The organism is Microcella sp., assembly GCF_051860105.1.
Lineage (GTDB): Bacteria > Actinomycetota > Actinomycetes > Actinomycetales > Microbacteriaceae > Microcella.
The window spans coordinates 91,120-108,206 of the sequence record NZ_JBHYEO010000002.1; the positions used below are offsets into that span (position 1 = coordinate 91,120).

Annotated in this window: 19 protein-coding genes; 13 read left to right on the forward strand and 6 right to left on the reverse strand. The window is 69.6% G+C overall.

What is annotated here, in order from left to right; genetic code table 11:
- Positions 1-13: 13 nt before the first annotated feature.
- Positions 14-934 carry a PAC2 family protein gene (locus ACTIE9_RS01530; RefSeq protein WP_439563814.1) on the reverse strand — a complete coding sequence of 307 codons (921 nt, stop codon included), beginning with the start codon at positions 932-934 and terminating at the stop codon, positions 14-16.
- Positions 935-1,009: 75 nt separating this feature from the next.
- On the opposite strand from ACTIE9_RS01530, the gene ACTIE9_RS01535 reads away from it, so the two are divergent.
- The 10 genes from ACTIE9_RS01535 (at position 1,010) to ACTIE9_RS01580 (ending at position 11,577) form a co-directional block, all read left to right on the forward strand.
- Positions 1,010-1,696 carry an HAD family hydrolase gene (locus ACTIE9_RS01535; RefSeq protein WP_439563815.1) on the forward strand — a complete coding sequence of 229 codons (687 nt, stop codon included), beginning with the start codon at positions 1,010-1,012 and terminating at the stop codon, positions 1,694-1,696.
- A complete protein-coding gene (locus ACTIE9_RS01540) occupies positions 1,693-2,676 on the forward strand; it encodes a tRNA (adenine-N1)-methyltransferase (RefSeq protein ID WP_439563816.1) in 984 nt (327 codons plus the stop codon). The genes ACTIE9_RS01535 and ACTIE9_RS01540 overlap by 4 nt, the downstream gene beginning before the upstream one ends.
- Positions 2,677-2,681: 5 nt before the next feature.
- Positions 2,682-3,674 (forward strand): FKBP-type peptidyl-prolyl cis-trans isomerase, encoded by a 993-nt coding sequence (locus ACTIE9_RS01545; protein ID WP_439563817.1) that lies wholly within the window; start codon positions 2,682-2,684, stop codon positions 3,672-3,674.
- A 6-nt stretch (positions 3,675-3,680) separates the two neighbouring features.
- The gene (locus tag ACTIE9_RS01550; RefSeq protein ID WP_439563818.1) at positions 3,681-4,670 is read left to right on the forward strand and encodes a helix-turn-helix transcriptional regulator; all 990 of its coding nucleotides are present in this window, start codon (positions 3,681-3,683) and stop codon (positions 4,668-4,670) included.
- Positions 4,663-5,634, forward strand: coding sequence for a helix-turn-helix transcriptional regulator (locus ACTIE9_RS01555; protein ID WP_439563819.1), 972 nt, complete (start codon positions 4,663-4,665; stop codon positions 5,632-5,634). Before ACTIE9_RS01550 ends, ACTIE9_RS01555 begins: the two co-directional genes overlap by 8 nt.
- Positions 5,635-5,741: 107 nt before the next feature.
- Positions 5,742-5,960, forward strand: coding sequence for a twin-arginine translocase TatA/TatE family subunit (locus ACTIE9_RS01560; protein WP_439563820.1), 219 nt, complete (start codon positions 5,742-5,744; stop codon positions 5,958-5,960).
- Between the two features lie 45 nt (positions 5,961-6,005).
- Positions 6,006-6,770, forward strand: a complete 765-nt coding sequence (gene tatC, locus ACTIE9_RS01565) for a twin-arginine translocase subunit TatC (protein WP_439563821.1) — start codon at positions 6,006-6,008, stop codon at positions 6,768-6,770.
- The gene (locus ACTIE9_RS01570) at positions 6,763-9,210 is read left to right on the forward strand and encodes a DEAD/DEAH box helicase (protein ID WP_439563822.1); all 2,448 of its coding nucleotides are present in this window, start codon (positions 6,763-6,765) and stop codon (positions 9,208-9,210) included. The genes tatC and ACTIE9_RS01570 overlap by 8 nt, the downstream gene beginning before the upstream one ends.
- A gap of 37 nt (positions 9,211-9,247) precedes the next feature.
- Positions 9,248-10,834 (forward strand): apolipoprotein N-acyltransferase, encoded by a 1,587-nt coding sequence (lnt, locus tag ACTIE9_RS01575; RefSeq protein ID WP_439563823.1) that lies wholly within the window; start codon positions 9,248-9,250, stop codon positions 10,832-10,834.
- On the forward strand, positions 10,834-11,577 hold the full coding sequence (locus tag ACTIE9_RS01580; RefSeq protein ID WP_439563824.1) for a polyprenol monophosphomannose synthase: 744 nt from the start codon (positions 10,834-10,836) through the stop codon (positions 11,575-11,577). Before lnt ends, ACTIE9_RS01580 begins: the two co-directional genes overlap by 1 nt.
- Here the strand turns inward: ACTIE9_RS01580 and ACTIE9_RS01585 are convergent, their stop codons facing one another.
- The 4 genes from ACTIE9_RS01585 to ACTIE9_RS01600 form a co-directional block, all read right to left on the reverse strand.
- Positions 11,578-11,946, reverse strand: coding sequence for an RNA polymerase-binding protein RbpA (locus tag ACTIE9_RS01585; protein ID WP_439563915.1), 369 nt, complete (start codon positions 11,944-11,946; stop codon positions 11,578-11,580).
- A 136-nt stretch (positions 11,947-12,082) separates the two neighbouring features.
- On the reverse strand, positions 12,083-12,859 hold the full coding sequence (locus tag ACTIE9_RS01590; RefSeq protein ID WP_439563825.1) for a glycerophosphodiester phosphodiesterase family protein: 777 nt from the start codon (positions 12,857-12,859) through the stop codon (positions 12,083-12,085).
- Positions 12,859-13,794 (reverse strand): SPFH domain-containing protein, encoded by a 936-nt coding sequence (locus ACTIE9_RS01595; protein WP_439563826.1) that lies wholly within the window; start codon positions 13,792-13,794, stop codon positions 12,859-12,861. Before ACTIE9_RS01595 ends, ACTIE9_RS01590 begins: the two co-directional genes overlap by 1 nt.
- On the reverse strand, positions 13,791-14,267 hold the full coding sequence (locus ACTIE9_RS01600) for an NfeD family protein (protein ID WP_439563827.1): 477 nt from the start codon (positions 14,265-14,267) through the stop codon (positions 13,791-13,793). The genes ACTIE9_RS01595 and ACTIE9_RS01600 overlap by 4 nt, the downstream gene beginning before the upstream one ends.
- Positions 14,268-14,359: 92 nt before the next feature.
- Here ACTIE9_RS01600 and ACTIE9_RS01605 point away from each other — a divergent pair, with 92 nt between their 5' ends.
- The 3 genes from ACTIE9_RS01605 to ACTIE9_RS01615 are packed head-to-tail and all read left to right on the forward strand — an operon-like array spanning position 14,360 to position 15,896.
- On the forward strand, positions 14,360-15,145 hold the full coding sequence (locus tag ACTIE9_RS01605; protein ID WP_439563828.1) for an SDR family oxidoreductase: 786 nt from the start codon (positions 14,360-14,362) through the stop codon (positions 15,143-15,145).
- A gap of 4 nt (positions 15,146-15,149) precedes the next feature.
- On the forward strand, positions 15,150-15,608 hold the full coding sequence (locus ACTIE9_RS01610; RefSeq protein WP_439563829.1) for an NUDIX hydrolase: 459 nt from the start codon (positions 15,150-15,152) through the stop codon (positions 15,606-15,608).
- Positions 15,609-15,620: 12 nt separating this feature from the next.
- Positions 15,621-15,896, forward strand: a complete 276-nt coding sequence (locus tag ACTIE9_RS01615) for a PLDc N-terminal domain-containing protein (protein WP_439563830.1) — start codon at positions 15,621-15,623, stop codon at positions 15,894-15,896.
- A gap of 57 nt (positions 15,897-15,953) precedes the next feature.
- Here the strand turns inward: ACTIE9_RS01615 and ACTIE9_RS01620 are convergent, their stop codons facing one another.
- Entirely contained in the window at positions 15,954-17,063 is a 1,110-nt protein-coding gene (locus ACTIE9_RS01620) for a TerC family protein (protein WP_439563831.1), read from the reverse strand.
- Positions 17,064-17,087 lie beyond the last annotated feature (24 nt).

Genomic DNA, 17,087 nt, shown 5'->3' on the forward strand with positions numbered 1-17,087 from the left:
AGTCGAACAGTCCTCAGCCCGCGCCGGGCCCGTCGCCCGGGGCGTCGTCGTCGCGCTTGCGCAGGTAGCGCTCGAACTCCTGCGCGATCGCCTCGCCGCTCGCCTCGGGCGCCTCGACGGCGTCGCGCGCGCGCTCGAGCTGGTCGATGTATGAGCGCATCTCGTCGTCGTCGTTCGCGAGGGCGTCGATGCCCTCCTCCCACTCGCGCGCCTCGTCGAGCAGGTCGCCGCGGGGGATGACGACGTCGACGAGCTCCTCGAGCTTGTCGAGCAGGGCGAGCGTCGCCTTGGGAGAGGGCGCGTTGTGCACGTAGTGGGGCACGGATGCCCACAGCGACACCGTCGGAATCCCGGCCTCTTCGGCCATCGTCGCGATCACGCTGAGAATGCCGACGGGCCCCTCGTAGCTGCTGCGCTCGACGCCGAGCTCGTCGCGCACGTCGGGGTTCTCGCTCGAGCTGTGGATGGCGATGGGGCGCGTGTGCGGCACGTCGGCGAGCAGGGCCCCGAGAAAGATCACGCCGGTGATGTCGGCCGTGAGCGCCTGGTCGATCGTCTCGGTCGCGAAGGTCTTCCAGCCGCGCGAGGGCTCGGTGCCCAGCAGCAGGTAGATGTTCTCGTGGTTGCGCCCGCTCACCCCGATGGGGTCGTCGCTCGCCGAGCGCGTGCGGGGCATCCCGTCGTCGCCCGCCGGGCCGTAGAGCGTGACGCCCGGCCAGCGCAGGCGCCGCTTGCCGTCGTCGTCGAACTCGACGTGGGGGCGGTTGAGCTGAAAGTCGTAGTAGTCCTCGGGGTCGATGTCGGCGATGGGCACGACGTCGAGCACCTCTTTCAGGGCGCGCACGGCGCCGCTCGCGGCCTCGCCCGCGTCGTTCCAGCCCTCGAAGGCGACGACGAGCAGCCGCCCGCTGCGGAACAGATCGCTCTGCGTCACCGATGCACCTTCCTGACGCCCGCGGCCGGTGCCGAGGGGTCGCCCCAGGATAGAACGCAACTAGACTCGTGCGTCGTGACCGCTCCGACTCCTGCCGCCGTTCTCTGGGACATGGACGGCACCATCGTCGACACCGAGCCCTACTGGATGCGCGCCGAGACCGAGCTGGTCGCCGAGCACGGCGGCACCTGGACCGAGGCCCAGGGCATGCAGCTCGTCGGCTCCGGCCTGGTGCAGTCGGCCCGTATCTTGCAGCAGGCGGGTGTGGCGCTCGAGGTCGACGAGATCATCAGCACGCTCACCGACCGCGTCATGCTGCAGGTCGACGACGACGTGCCCTGGCGCCCCGGGGCGCGCGAACTGATCGCCGAGCTGCGCGCGGCGGGCATCCCCATCGCCCTCGTGACGATGTCGATCCGGCGCATGGCGCTGCAGATCGCGGGCGCGATCGGCGACGACGTCTTCGATGTCGTCATCGCGGGCGACGACGTCGAGCACCCCAAACCGCACCCGCAGCCGTACCTGCTCGCCGCTGAGCGGCTCGGCGTGGAGATCGGCGACTGCGTCGCCATCGAAGACAGCGAGTTCGGGCTCGTCTCGGCAGTGGCCTCGGGCGCCGCCACGATCGGCGTGCCGCTGCACCTGACGCTGCACGAAGGGCCGACGCACGAGCTCTGGCCGACCCTCGCCGGCCGCACGGTCGCCGACCTGAGCGCCGCCCTCGAACGGCACCATCACCGTGCGACGGGGGCCGCGTCGTGATCCGCCGTCAGAGCGGCCCCTTCGTCGAGGGTGACCAGGTGCAGCTGACCGACCCCAAGGGCCGTCTCAACACGATCACCCTCGAGGCGGGCAACGCCTTCCACAGCCACCGGGGAGTGCTGCAGCACGAGGTGCTCATCGGCCTGCCCGACGGCAGCGTCGTCGAGAACTCGCAGGGTGTCGCCTACCTCGCCCTCCGCCCGCTGCTGACCGACTTCGTCATGTCGATGCCGCGCGGTGCCGCCATCATCTATCCGAAAGATGCCGCGCAGATCCTCGCGCAGGCCGACATCTTCCCGGGCGCGCGCGTCATCGAAGCCGGTGTCGGTTCGGGAGCCCTGAGCATGTGGCTGCTGCGCGCCATCGGCGAGCGCGGTCACCTGTTCTCGTTCGAGCGCCGCGAGGAGTTCGCGCAGATCGCCGAGGGCAACGTGAGCGCCTACATCGGCGCACGGCCCGACAACTGGACGATCACTCTGGGCGATCTGCAGGATGCTCTGCCGACGGTCGTCGCGACCGGCACCGCCGACCGCGCCGTGCTCGACATGCTCGCGCCCTGGGAGTGCCTCGACGCGGTCGCCGAGGCGCTCACGCCCGGGGGAGTGCTGCTCGTGTACGTCGCCACGGCCACGCAGCTGTCGCGGGTGGCGGAGGCCATCCGGAACACCGAGACCTTCACCGAGCCCGTCTCGACCGAGACCATGGTGCGGGGCTGGAACGTCGACGGCCTCTCGGTGCGGCCCGACCACCGGATGGTCGCGCACACGGGCTTCCTGCTCACCGCCCGACGGCTCGCCGACGGGGCGGGCCGGTTCGTGAAGGCCAAGCGCGGGTCGAAGACCGAGTTCGGCGACGAGGATGTCGAGATCTGGACGCCCGGGGCGATCGGCGATCGGCAGGCGAGCGACAAGCGCCTGCGCAAGGCCGCCCGCGAGGCGCAGGCGCTCGCCGAGAAGTCGGCGCGCCGCCCGATAGAGTGACGAGTGTGATTGCGACCCCCCGACGCTCTGTGCGCACCGCCTCCGCCCTTGTTCTGACGAGCGCCCTCATCGGCTCTCTCGCCGCCTGCTCGAGCCCCGTCGGTGCGGGTGAATGCGTGCCCGTCGTGCCGACCGGCGATTCGGCCGGATATGTCGAGGCGACCGGCGCGTTCGGCTCGCAGCCCGAGGTCGAATTCCCGACCCCGCTGACGACCGACGGCACTCAGCAGGCCGTGATCGACGCCGGCGAGGGCCAGCCGATCGCGGCGGGCCAGATCGTCGACTTCCAGGTGAGCCTGTTCAACGGCGACGACGGTGAGCTGATCACCGCGAGCGCCTACTCCGACGATGAAGCGCCGTTGCGTCGCACGGCGGGCAGCGAGATCGACCTGCTGGCCGAGGCCCTCCAGTGCGCCCAGGTCGACTCGCGCATCGCTGTCACGGGCACGATCGAAGACGTCTTCGGTGCGGGCGCGCTCGACCCATCCCTGGGGCTCGCCGACGATGACGCGATCGTCATGGTGCTCGACGTGCAGGCCGCCTACCTGGGCCGTGCGACGGGAATCCCGCAACTGGGTGCCTCGGGCATCCCGGCCGTCGTCACCGCGCCGAACGGCCAGCCCGGCGTGACGATCCCCGACGAGGAGCCGCCGACCGAGCTGCGCTCGCACACGCTCGTGCTCGGTCAGGGCGCCGAGATCGAGGAGGGCGACCGGGTGGTGCTGCACTACACGGGCCTGCTGTGGAGCACGAAGACGATCTTCGATTCCAGCTGGGACCGCGGTGCGCCCGCGACCTTCACGATCACGAGCTTCGAGAACGACCCGAACGGCATCGTGCCCGGCCTCGCCGACGGGCTCGTCGGCCGCACGGTCGGCTCGCAGGTCATCGTCGTGATCCCGCCCGAGCTCGGCTACCCGGCCGGCCAGGCTCCCGCCACCATCCCCGACGGCTCGACGATGGTGTTCGTCGTCGACATCCTCGGCATCGAGGGCTAAGGCCCCATGCCCTCGTCGCCACGGCGGGTACCGGTCGAGGAGCGCCTGTTCAGCCTCGTGCTGGCCCTGCTCGCGACCGAGCAGGGCCTCACGAAGGCCGAGATCCTCTCGACGGTGACCGGCTACGCCGCGCGGTACGACAACGCGGCCGATCGCGCCAACCTCGAGCGCCAGTTCGAGCGCGACAAAGAGGAGCTGCGCGAGCTCGGCGTGCCCCTCGAGACCGTCGATGCTCCGGGCGCCGACGGCGACACGAAGCTGCAGCGCTACCGCATCCCTCCCGCGCGCTACCAGCTTCCCGACGACATCGTCTTCAGCCCTGAGGAGTACGCGATGCTGACGCTCGCGGCCCAGGTCTGGCGGGAGGGCTCGCTGTCGACCGATTCGCGGCGTGCGCTCACCAAGCTGCAGTCGCTCGGCGTGCGCATCGATGATGCCGTGATCGGGTTCGCCCCGAGAATCCGCACGCGTGATGCCGCCCACGAGCCGCTCACGGCCGCCATCGAGCGCGGCCAGCAGGTGACCTTCCCCTACCTCAAGCCGGGGCAGACCGGGGCCGAGCACCGCACCGTCTCGCCCCTCGCCCTCGTCTTCCATGAGGGCCGCTGGCATCTGCACGCGTTCGATGACGGGGTAGATGCCCGCCGCACCTTCCTCCTTCGCCGCATCGTCGGCCCCGTCGTGCTCTCGGGCTCTCCGGCCTCGACGCTCCCGGCGGCCGACGAGCCGGCCCGCGTGCTCGACGAGCTCGCCGCACTCTGGCGCTCGACCGCGGCCACGGTGCGCGTGCGCCCGGGCAGCGAGGCCGAGGTGGTCATGCGCAACCGCCCGGGCACGGTGGAGGCCGCGGAGGGGCTGCAGGTGCATGCCACCGACCTCGATATCCTCGCCGACGAGCTCGCGGCGTTCGGCGCCGACGTGCAGGTGCTGGCACCCGCCGCGCTGCGCGACGCCGTGCGCGCGCGGTGGCAGAGGGTGGTGCAGACGCATGGCTGAGCGGCCCGCACCCCCGAAGGCGCAAGACAAGCTCGCCTTCCTCCTCGCGCTCGTGCCCTACCTGATCGACCAGGTGCGCGTCACGGTGGATGAGGCGGCGAAGCACTTCGGCACGACCGCCGATGAGATGCGCAAGGCCGTCATGCTCATCGCGATGAGCGGAACGCCCGGCGCAGACGGCACCTATACGCACGAGACGCTCTTCGACATCGACTGGGACGACTTCGACGAGCGCGGCATCATCCGTTTCCGGGCCGCTCCGATGGAGGACAAGCCCCGGTTCTCGTCGCGCGAGGCCGCCGCGCTGCTCGCGGGACTCCAGCGCGTCGCGGCCCGGCCCGAGTTCGCGGCCCGGGTCGACATCGTCGAGCTGATGGCCAAGCTCGCGCGCGGAGCCACCGGCACGCCGACGCCGCTCGCGGTGCGTGCGGGTGAGCTGGCCAGCATCCAGGCCACGCTCGTCGAGGCGGTCTCGACGTGGCGGCGGGTGCGCATCGACTACGTGACGACGCGGGGCGAACGGCAGGTGCGCGAGGTCGATCCGATGAGCTTCGACGGCGTCGACGACGCCTGGTACCTGCGCGGCTGGTGCCTCACGCGCGACGCGGAGCGCACCTTCCTGCTCGACCGCATGGCGAGCATCGAGCTGCTCGGCGATGCCGAGACGCACGAGACGGAGTCCTCGACCGACGATCTCTTCGCGGGCGCGTCGGGCGACGAGCGCGTGACGCTCTGCATGCCGGTGGCCGCTCTGCCGCTCATCGCCGATTACCGGGGCCCCGATGACCCGCTGAGCATCGAGGGGGAGCGCGCGACGGTGACGCTCCGCATCGCCCACTCAGGGCTCCTGGGCCGCATCGCCGCCCGCCTGGCCGGAGCCGTCGAGATCGTCGAGCCCGCGAGCGCGCGCGCCGCCGTGGCCGACTGGGCCCGGGCGGCTCTCGCGGCCGACGACGCGGTCTGAGCCCGACGCACGGCGGTGCCGAGCAGGGGCTGTGAACGCGGGAAGCGCCGAGCCGACCGCGCTAGACTCACCAGCACCGCACCTGTAGACGTAAGGACGTAGCGACAATGCCGGCAAATCTCGGAGGCTGGACTGGCCTCATCCTGCTGCTCGTGGTCATCCTGCTCTTCGCCGCGCCCAAGCTGCCCCAGCTCGCCCGCAGCCTCGGCCAGTCGATGACGATCTTCAAGAAGGAGATCAAGAACAAGGACGTCGATGGCGAGTCGGGCACGGAGGCGGGCACCGCTCCGAAGGCCGACAGCACCGACTCCTCCTCGACGAAGTAGTCCGTGGCCGGCCGCGAACCGCGGCCCCGGAATCCCGAGGGCCGCATGTCCCTCGGGCAGCACCTCGTCGAACTGCGCAAGCGCATCACGATCTCCGCGGTCGCGATCGTCGCGTTCTCGATCCCGGCCTGGTGGGCCGTCGACTACGTCTGGGCGGCGCTCAGCGCCCCGGTGCTGGCGGTGGCCGAATCGCAAGATCGCGACGCGACGCTCGCATACACGACGATCGGCGAGGCCTTCGACACACGCCTGCTCATCATGTTCCTCATCGGCATCGTGGCGTCGTCGCCCATCTGGCTGTACCAGCTGTGGGCGTTCATCGTGCCGGCCCTCCACCAGCGCGAGAAGAAGTTCGCGGTCGGCTTCATCGCCGCGGCCGTGCCGCTGTTCGTGGGCGGATGCCTCGCCGCCTGGTTCGTGTTCCCGAACATCGTCATCCTGCTCACGAGCTTCGCCTTCGGCGAATCGGCCACTCTGCTCAGCGCGCGCATCTACCTCGACTTCGCGATCAAGTTCATCCTCGCCATCGGCGTGGGCTTCCTCTTCCCGGTCGTGCTCGTGGCGCTCAACCTGGCCCGCGTGATCACCGGAGCCGGAATCCTGAAAGCCTGGCGCTGGGCGATCCTGGGCATCACGGCGTTCACCGCCATCGCGACCCCTGCGGCCGATGTTCTCTCGATGGTCATGCTCGCCATCCCCATGGTGGGGCTCTACTTCGGGGCGGCCGGCATCGCCTCCGTCAACGACAAGCGGGTCGCCAAACGCGAGGCGGCGCTCAACGCCGAGTACGGCATCCGCGTCGATGACTGACCTCGCCCGCGACGACACCGGCCCCAGCCCTGCCGAGCGGTACGCGGCTCAGCGCGAACTCCGCTCGTTGCCGCGGTTGCGCGCCTTCCGCGACGGCCTGACGATCGAGCTCGACCCGTTCCAGCACGCCGCTTGCGCGGCCCTCGAGCAGGGTCGCAGCGTGCTCGTCGCGGCTCCGACCGGCGCCGGCAAGACGATCGTCGCCGAGTTCGCCGTCTTCCTGGCCATGTTCGAGCCGACGGCGAAGATCTTCTACACGGCGCCGATGAAGGCGCTCAGCAATCAGAAGTACACCGAGCTCGTGGCCCAGTACGGCCACAGCGAGGTCGGTCTGCTGACCGGCGACACCAACATCAATGCGCGTGCCCGCATCGTGGTCATGACCACCGAGGTGCTGCGCAACATGCTCTACGCCGACTCCGATCTGCTCACCGACCTCGCCTTCGTCGTCATGGATGAGGTGCACTATCTCGCCGACCGGTTCCGCGGGGCCGTGTGGGAGGAGGTCATCATCCACCTCCCGGCCCACGTGCGCATGATCTCGCTCAGCGCGACCGTGTCGAACGCGGAAGAGTTCGGAGACTGGCTGCAGGCCGTGCGCGGCGACACCGATGTCATCGTGAGCGAGACGCGCCCCGTGCCCCTCGAGCAGCACGTGCTCGTGCGCTCGAAGCTGCTCGACCTGTTCGACTCGTCGGGCAAGGCGGCGACCAACCGCGTCAACCCCGAGCTCGTGCAGCTCGCGAAGGCCGGTGGGCACACGCCGCACCGCGGTCGCCAGCACCACCCGCGGCGCTGGGAGAAGCGGCCAGCAGGGGAGGGGCGCGCCGATCGCGCCGAGATCGTCGGGATGCTCGGGGCCCGCAACCTGCTGCCCGCGATCTTCTTCATCTTCAGTCGGGCGGGTTGCGACGCCGCGGTCACTCAGCTGGTGCGGTCGGGCATCCGCCTGACGGATGCCGCCGAGCGGGAGGAGATCCGCCTCATCGTCGAGGAGCGCTGCCGCACCCTGCGCGACGACGACCTCGCCGTGCTCGGCTACTGGGAGTGGCTCGACGGCCTGCAGAGGGGTGTCGCCGCGCACCACGCGGGGCTGCTTCCGGCCTTCAAGGAGGTCGTGGAAGAGCTCTTCCAGAAGAAGCTGCTGCGCGTCGTCTTCGCGACCGAGACGCTCGCCCTCGGCATTAACATGCCCGCGCGCACCGTCGTGCTCGAGAAGCTCGAGAAGTTCAACGGCGAAGCGCGTGTTCCGATCACGCCCGGTGAGTACACGCAGCTCACCGGCCGTGCCGGGCGGCGCGGCATCGACACCGAGGGTCACTCGGTCATCCAGTGGACGGGCGGGCTCGACCCGCAGGCGGTCGCTTCTCTCGCCTCGCGCCGCACCTACCCGTTGAACTCGAGCTTCCGGCCCACCTACAACATGGCTGTCAACCTCATCGAGCAGTTCGGCCGTGAGCGCACGCGCGAGGTGCTCGAGTCGAGCTTTGCGCAGTTCCAGGCCGACCGGGCGGTCGTCGACCTCGCCCGGACGGTGCGCAAGAACCAGGAAGCTCTCGACGGATACGCGCGCGCCATGACCTGCCACCTCGGTGACTACGAGCAGTACGCCGCGCTGCGACGCGAGCTCAGCGACCTCGAGCGCGGAACGCGACGGGTGGGGGAGCCGGGCGAGAAGGCCGACAAGATGCGGCGGCAGAAGCAGATCGAGGGCGTGCGCACCCGCATGCGCAAGCACCCGTGCCACGGATGCGCCGACCGCGAGGCGCACGCGCGATGGGCGGAGCGCTGGTACCGCCTGAAGCGCGAGACCGAGAAGGTCAGCCGGCAGATCACCGGTCGCACGGGGGCGGTCGCGGCGGTCTTCGACCGCATCACTGACATCCTGGCCGAGCTGCAGTACCTCGAGACCGACGAGCACGGTCGTCTCGGTCTCACGACGCACGGTCGCTCTCTGCGGCGCATCTACGGCGAACGCGACCTCCTCGTCGCCGAGAGCCTGCGCCGTGGGCTCTGGCGCGATCTCGATGCACCCGCGCTCGCCGCGATGGCGAGCGCGATCGTCTTCGAAGCGCGACGCGACGACGGGCAGGCGCCGGAGTACGCCCTGCCGCGCGGAGCCTTCCGCCCCGCGCTCGAACGAACCCAGGAGCTCTGGGCGCGGCTCGACGACCTCGAGCGCGAGCACCGGTTGCCAGGCAGCGAGCCCCTCGCCACGACCCTCGCCCTCCCGATGCAGCGCTGGGCTGCGGGCGGGTCGCTCGACACGGTGCTGCGCGACGCCGATCTCGCCGCCGGCGACTTCGTGCGCTGGACGAAGCAGACGATCGACCTGCTCGACCAGATCTCGATCGTGGCCGATGGTCAGGTGGGGCGCACCGCCCGCAGCTCGCTCGACGCGATCCGCCGTGGCATCGTCGCCTACAGCTCGGTCGCCTGAGTTCGTCACCGTGCCCGTTCGCCTAGGATTCTGCCTCGTGACCTCGACGATCCCGGCCAGCGCGACCGTCGTCGCCCGACCGCTCTCGCTCGATCTCGCGCTGCTCATGGCCATCACCGGCGGCTGGCTGATGGATCTCGGATACCCGGACATCGCCTGGTGGCCGATGACGATCGTGGGCACCGCGCTCGTGCTCGCCAGTCTGCGCGGTCGCAGTATCGCGGGCGCCCTGCTCGTCGGCGCCGTGAGCGGATTCTCGTACTACGGGATCCTCATCGAGTGGCTGACGGTCTATCTCGGGATCGTGCCATGGCTCGCTCTCACCCTCGCGCAGGTGGTGTTCACGGCGCTCGGCGGCGTGCTCATCACGCTCGTATGGCGCTGGGTTCCGCGGGCCTGGCCGGGAGTCGCCGGACGGCTGATCCTGACCCCCGCGGTCGTCGCCGCGGCGTGGACGACCCGTGAGGCCGTCGCGAGCGTCTTCCCGTTCGGCGGCTTCGCCTGGGGCCGCCTCGCGCACAGTCAGGCGGAAGGCCCTCTCGCGCACTGGGCCGCCTGGGTGGGGTTCTCCGGCCTGACCTTCCTGCTGGCGTGGTTCTCGGCCCTGCTCGTCGCGGTCGCCATCGAGCGTCGGGTCGGGATGCTGCGCCGCGGCATCCTCGTGGCCGGAGCATCCACCGCCCTGCTCGTCTGGCCGGCCGTGCCGATCGCCACGACAGGCACGATCTCGGTCGCCGCGGTGCAGGGCGACTCCGACTCGGGTCTGTTCGCCCGATTCGAGCAGGGCCAGATTCTGCAGGACCACTACGACGCCACACGGCCGCTGTTCGATCAAGACCTCGATCTCGATGTCGTGGTCTGGCCCGAGAACGCGAGCGACCTCGACCCGCTGCGCAGCGAGTACGCGGCCTCCGTGCTCGACGTCGTGAGCGATCGACTCGACGCCCCCGTGGTCGCCGGCACGATCACCGTCGACGGCGCCGAGACGTTCAACTCGGTGCTGCTCTGGCGCGCGGGGGAGGGCGCGGTCGACCAGTACGACAAGGTGCACCCCGTGCCCTTCGCCGAGTACCTGCCGGCGCGCGACTTCTTCTACCCGCTCGCGCCGCGACTGTTCGACCTCGTGCCCCGCGACTACTCGTTCGGGCAGCGCGACACCGTAGTCGATCTCGACGGCGTCATCGCGGGCATCTCGATCTGCTACGACATCGTCGATGACGACCTGCTCGCCCGCCAGATCGACGAGGGCGCCCAGCTGCTGCTCGCTCCCACCAACAACGCCGACTTCGGGGTCAGCGATCAGAGCGTGCAGCAGCTCGCGATCGCGCGCCTGCGCGCCATCGAGTCGGGTCGCGCGCTCGTCAACGCCTCGACCGTCGGCGCGAGCGCCATCGTGCTGCCCGACGGGTCGACCCTCGACAGCCTGCCGCTGTTCGAGCCCGGAACCATGGTGCAAGAGGTTCCGCTGAGCGACACGGTCACGCCCGCCCATGCCCTGGGACGCACGGTCGAGTGGGGTGTCATCCTCTTCGGATTGCTCACGATCGGCCTCGCCGGTCTGCTCATCGGCCGGCGAGGTCGAGCGGTCACCCGCGTGCACGACACGCCCGACGGGCCGCGCTGATGCGCACGCTCGTGATCGTGCCGACCTACAACGAGGCCGAGAGCATCCGCTCGATCATCGACCGCATCCGCCGCGCGGTGCCCGAGGCCGACATCCTCATCGTCGACGACGGCTCGCCCGATGGCACCGGCGGCATCGCTGACGAGCTCGCGGCGCGCGACGCTCACATCGACGTGCTGCACCGTCCGGAGAAGGCGGGACTCGGGGCCGCTTACCTGCACGGTTTCGCACGCGCCTTCGAGGGAGGCTACGAGGCGGTCGTCGAGATCGACGCCGACGGTTCGCACGACCCCGCCGAACTGCCCGCCATGCTCGGGCTGCTCGAGAGCGGTCCGGGCGATCTCGTGATCGGCTCGCGCTGGGTCGACGGCGGTCGCGTGGTCAACTGGCCGTGGCCGCGACGCGCGATCTCACGGTCGGGCAACCGCTATGCGCGGTGGATGCTGCGCTCGAGCATCCACGACCTGACGGCGGGATTCCGCGCCTACCGCACGAGCGCACTGCGCGGGCTCGACCGCGCCGTCGTGTCGTCGCAGGGCTACTGCTTCCAGGTGGAACTCGCCTGGCGGGTCGAATCAGCGGGCGGCGCCGTGCTCGAGCACCCCATCGCGTTCGTCGAACGCGAAAACGGCAGCTCGAAGATGGGGCCCGGCATCGTGGCCGAAGCGCTCGTGCGCGTCACCGGCTGGGGGCTGTCGGCCCGCTTCGGCCGCGGCCCGATCCACCGCGAAGCGACGCCGTAGTCAGGCGCCCAGTCGCTCGCCGCCGCCGCGACGGGCGCGCAGCAGCTCGAGGCGCTCCTGCAGCAGCTCTTCGAGCTCGTCGCGCGTGCGGCGCTCAAGCAGCATGTCCCAGTGCGTGCGGGGCGCCTTGATCTCGCCGATCTCGATGTCGACGGGCGTTCCATCCGGTGCGAGCAGCACGCCGTCACGGCCGGTCTTGGGCGACTCCCACGTGTCGGGAAGCTCGGCATCGGCGGAGAAGATGACGTCGAAGGTCTCTCCGTCGGCGGTGCGGTACTGAGCGCGCTGCCGGTCGGCGAACTCGACGCCCTCTTCGCTCTGCATGCTCTGCGAGCCGAGCCTCATGCCCCGCAACGTGCGCTCCGCCATCATGCGTCCTCTCCGCGTCCTCGCTCGGCCGCGGCGATGTGGGCGCGGACGTGCAGTCAAAGTTCATGTATAGGTATAGACCCGTTGGCCCCCCGCGCAGAGCCGCCGGGGGGTGCTTCCCAGAACTTTGCCAGCGTCACCCCAGTGTGCTGACCACCCGCACAGCGCGGTCGGCACGATCGGTGACGATTCCGTCGACGCCCAGTTGGAGCAGTCGTCGCATCTCGGGCTCATCGTTGATCGTCCACACGTGGATCTCGACGCCCGCGGCGTGGAAGGCCCGGATGCGCGCGGGCGACACCGTGTCGAGCCCGATCGCGCGCGTCGGTATCTGCACGGCATGGAGCCCGCGGAGCGCGGATCGCACGACGGGGCCGCCGCGAACGATCGAGGCCAGGAGCGCTGCGGCGAACCGCGGACCGGAGGCGCTCGTCGCCACGCCCGGCAGCTGCGCGAGAGCCGCCCGGCGTCGGCGCTCGCTGAACGAGGTCAGGAGAACTCGATCGTCGGCGCGCGCGGCACGGATCGCGTCGACGGCAGGCGTCACGGCATCGGCACTCTTCAGATCGATGTTGAAGCGCGCGTCGGGGAACGCCGCGAGGGCTTCCGCCAGAGTCGGCATGTGCTGGCCGTCACCGAGGTCGAGCCGGGCGAGCTCGGCCACGGTGAGATCGGCGACGCGCAGGGCACGCCCCTCGACGCGGCTGAGGTCGGCATCGTGCGCGATCACAGCCGCACCATCGGCGCTCGCGTGCACATCGGTCTCGATGTGCGTCACGCCGAGCGCGAGAGCGTGAGCGAATGCCAGCAGCGTGTTCTCCGGCGCATCGATCGCGAGCCCGCGATGGGCCAGCACGCGCGGCCGAGCGGGCGCGAAGTACGGCAGCTCGACAGCAGACCGCCCGTCAGGCATCAGGCCTTGGGTGCCGGCTTCGCGGCCGCGCCCCCATCGCCGGCCCCGAAGAAGCCCTGGCCGATGCCCTTGAGCGCCTCCGTGAGCTCGCTCGGGATGATCCAGAGCTTGTTCGCGTCGCCCTCGGCGAGCTTCGGCAGGGTCTGCAGGTACTCGTAGGCGAGCAGCTGCGCGTCGGGGTTGCCCTTGTGGATGGCGTCGAAGACGATCGTGATCGCCTTCGCCTCGGCCTCGGCCTTGAGGATCTGCGCCTGGGCTTCACCCTCCGCCTTGAGGATGGCCGACTGGCGAGCACCCTCCGCCTCGAGGATCTGCGACTGCTTCGAACCCTCGGAGGTCAGGATGACGGCGCGGCGGTCACGCTCAGCGCGCATCTGCTTCTCCATCGAGTCCTGGATGCTCAGGGGCGGGTCGATGGCCTTGAGCTCGACGCGGTTGACGCGCAGACCCCACTTGCCCGTCGCCTCGTCGAGCACGACGCGCAGCTGGCCGTTGATGTTGTCACGACTGGTGAGCGCCTCTTCGAGGTTCAGGCCACCCACCACGTTGCGCAGCGTCGTCACGGTCAGCTGCTCGACACCGGCGAGGTAGTTGGCGATCTCGTAGGTCGCGGCACGGGCATCCGTCACCTGGAAGTAGATGACCGTGTCGATCGACACCACCAGGTTGTCCTCGGTGATGACGGGCTGGGGCGGGAACGAGACGACCTGCTCGCGCATGTCGACGAGCGGCCGCAGTCGATCGATGAAGGGGATGAGGATGTTCAGGCCGGGCTGCAGCGTGCGCTGGTACCGCCCGAGTCGCTCGACGACCCCCGCGTAGGCCTGCGGCACGATGCGGATCGACCGCAGGATGACGACGATTACGAAGATGCCGACGACCACCAGCAGGGCGGTCACGAACAGCTGCCCGAAGAATGCATCGGCAGAGATCATGCGGTCTCGCTCCTCTCTCGGGGCGCCACGACAGCGGTCGCCCCCTCGATGCGGACGACGATCGTGCGATCGCCCTCCGCCAGAACTGCAGCGTCGTCCTCGACATCGAGGCGCGCGGTCCAGGTCTCGCCGTTGGCGAGCTTGACATAGCCGGCGCCGTCGACGAAGGCCGTCGTGACGCGAGCGGCCATGCCCACGAGCGCATCGACATTGGTGCGCGCCGGCTCACGCCCGCGATCGAGCGTCTTCAGGAGCAGCGGCCGGATGGTGAACAGCAGCAGGCCGGCGATGATCGCTGCGGCGAGGATCTGAACCCACCATTCGGCCCCGAGGAGGTTCGACCCGAGACCCCCGAGGAGCGACCCGGCAGCGATCATCAGGAACGTGAACTCGAGCGTGAGAACCTCGATGATCACGCAGACGATCACGAAGACCAGCCACACGATCCAGAGGTACTGCGTCAGATCGACCACGTCGCCCCTCCCTCAGAAAACCGCGCTCCGCTCACGCTATCACCGGGCTCTCGGAGCGCGCCCTGACCGCGCAGCCGGTAGGGTCGTGAACCGTGAACAGCCCTCTGCAGCCCGGCTCGCTCGCCGGCACAACCGCCCTCGTGACCGGCTCCTCGCGCGGCATCGGCGCCGACACGGTGAAGTACTTCGCCGCGGCCGGCGCGAACGTCGTTATCAACTACCGCGCCAAGGCGCCGCGCGCCGAGAAGCTCGTCGCCGAGATCGAGGCCGCGGGCGGGCAGGCGATCGCCATCGGCGCCGACCTCACCGACGCCGCGTCCGTTGCGGCGATGATGGATGCCGTGCGCGAGCGCTTCGGCCGCCTCGACATCCTCGTGCTCAACGCCTCCGGGGGCATGGAGTCGGGCATGGGCGACGACTACGCCCTCAAGCTCAATCGGGACGCGCAGGTGAACGTCTTGACGCAGGGCGCCGAGCTCATGGGCCCGGGCGGCCGCGTCGTCTTCGTGACGAGCCACCAGGCGCACTTCATCCGCACGGTGCCGACGATGCCCGAGTACGAGGCCGTCGCCTCGTCGAAGCGCGCGGGGGAGGACGCCTTGCGGGCGCTCATCCCGACGCTCGAGGCCAAGGGCATCGGCTTCACGGTTGTGTCGGGCGACATGATCGAGGGCACCATCACGGCGACCCTGCTCGAGCGCGCCGCGCCTGGCGCGATCGACGCGCGGAAAGAAGCGGCGGGCAAGCTCTACAACGTCAGCGAGTTCGCGGCCGAGGTCGCGCAGGCCGCGGTCGATCCGGTTCCGGCCGACAACACGCGGCTCGTGGGCGATGTGAGCTACTTCACCGCGTTCAGCGCCGACGCCTCGGGGGAGTAGCGACGTGGCCCCGACCCCGGGCCTGCGCCGGACATCCCGAATCATTCTCATGGACGAGGACGGGGCCGCGCTGCTGTTCATGACAGCCGCGCCCGATTCCACGCGGTTCGCGCGCTGGATCACGCCCGGTGGGGGAGTCGACCCGGGGGAGACCCACGAAGAGGCGGCGATCCGCGAGCTGTTCGAAGAGACCGGACTCGTCGTCGACAGCGTGGGGGAGCCCGTGTGGAGCCTCGACTTCGACGTCGCGTGGGACGAAGCGGATCACGACCGCGGCCACGCCGAGTACTTTCTTCTGCGGTGCGAGCGGTTCGAGCCGGTCTCGACGAACTGGACCGAGTCGGAGCACGTCGATATGACGCAGCACGGGTGGTTCACCGCGGACGAGCTGCTGCGCTCGGGCCAGCCGTTCGAGCCGTACGACCTGCCGCGCCTGCTTCGCACGGCCGCCGGGGGAGTCTGAGAGACTCTCGACATGACATCGGATCTGTCCGGCATCGGCCCAGGAATGCTCGTCATCGCGCAGGAGCTCGTCGATCCGGTCGCTCCCGCGTGGTTCGACCTCGTCTACTCGATCGTGCCGCTGGTGCTGGTGAGCATCGCGATCGTGGGGCTCGTGTCGATCATCCGCCGGTATCGATCCATGTCGGTGCTCGAGTCGGCCGGATGGACAGCCGTCGTGGTCTTCGCTCCGTTGCTGGGCACTCTCGTCTGGTTCGCCATCGGACGACGCCGGTACACGCTGGAATGAGACCGAGGGCGAGCTGCTCTCAATCGAGAAGCCCGCCCCCGGTCTACCCGTCGAGCCCTACGACCCGGCGCGGCTGCTGCGCTCGGTCGCAGCATCCTGATCGGAGGGCCCGTCACCCTGCACAGGGGACGAGGAGGAGTCGGCGATCACCGCCGCGCGACGCGACGGCCGCCGCCAGACCGGCTCTGCCTCGGCCTGCTCTGCCTCGCTCGCGATGCGGAACGGGGGAGCGTTCTCGACCTCGACGGCGTGGCGCCCCTCTCCGCGGGTAGCACGAAGGCTCGTGACGATCGAGATCGTGATGATGAGCGCGACGACGCCGAGCGAGACGCTCGTCGGGATCTTGTAGACGTCGAGCAGCAGCATCTTGATGCCGACCCAGATGAGCACGAAGGCCAGGCCGAGCTTCAGGTAGATGAAGCGGTGCATGAGGTCGGCGAGCAAGAAGTACATCGCGCGCAGACCGAGAATCGCGAAGGCGTTCGCCGTGAACACGATGAACGGCTCGCTCGTCACGCCGAAGATCGCAGGGATCGAGTCGACGGCGAAGATGATGTCGGTCACCTCGACGAGCACGAGTACGGCGAGGAGGGGAGTGGCGACGATGACGCCGGCCTTGCGGATGAGGAACTTCTGCCCGTGGTAGGCGTCGGTCATCGGCACGAAACGTTTGAAGGTCTTGAGGATCTTGGAGTTCGCGACATCCATGTGCTCGTTGCGCTTCCGGATCATGACGTACCCGGTGTAGAGCAGGAATGCGGCGAAGACGTAGAGGATCCACGAGAACTGGTCGATGAGGACGGCGCCGAGGGCGATGAAGATCGCCCGGAAGACGAGCGCGCCGATCACGCCGAGGAAGAGAACGCGGTGCTGGAACTCGCGGGGCACCCCGAAGAAGGCGAAGATGATCGCCCACACGAACACGTTGTCGACCGCCAGCGACTTCTCGATCAGGTAGCCGGCGTAGTACTGCTGCCCGAGCTCGGCGCCGTACTCCCACCAGATGTAGCCGCCGAAGGCGACGCCCAGCGTGACCCAGATAATCGACCACACCGCGGCCTCGCGTACGCCGATGACGTGGGCCTTGCGATGGGCGAACAGATCGATCGCGAGCATGAGGAGGATGACGCCGAGCACGGCGATCCAGAGCCAGAGGGGTACGTCCATGAAGGAACTCCTGAATGGTCAATG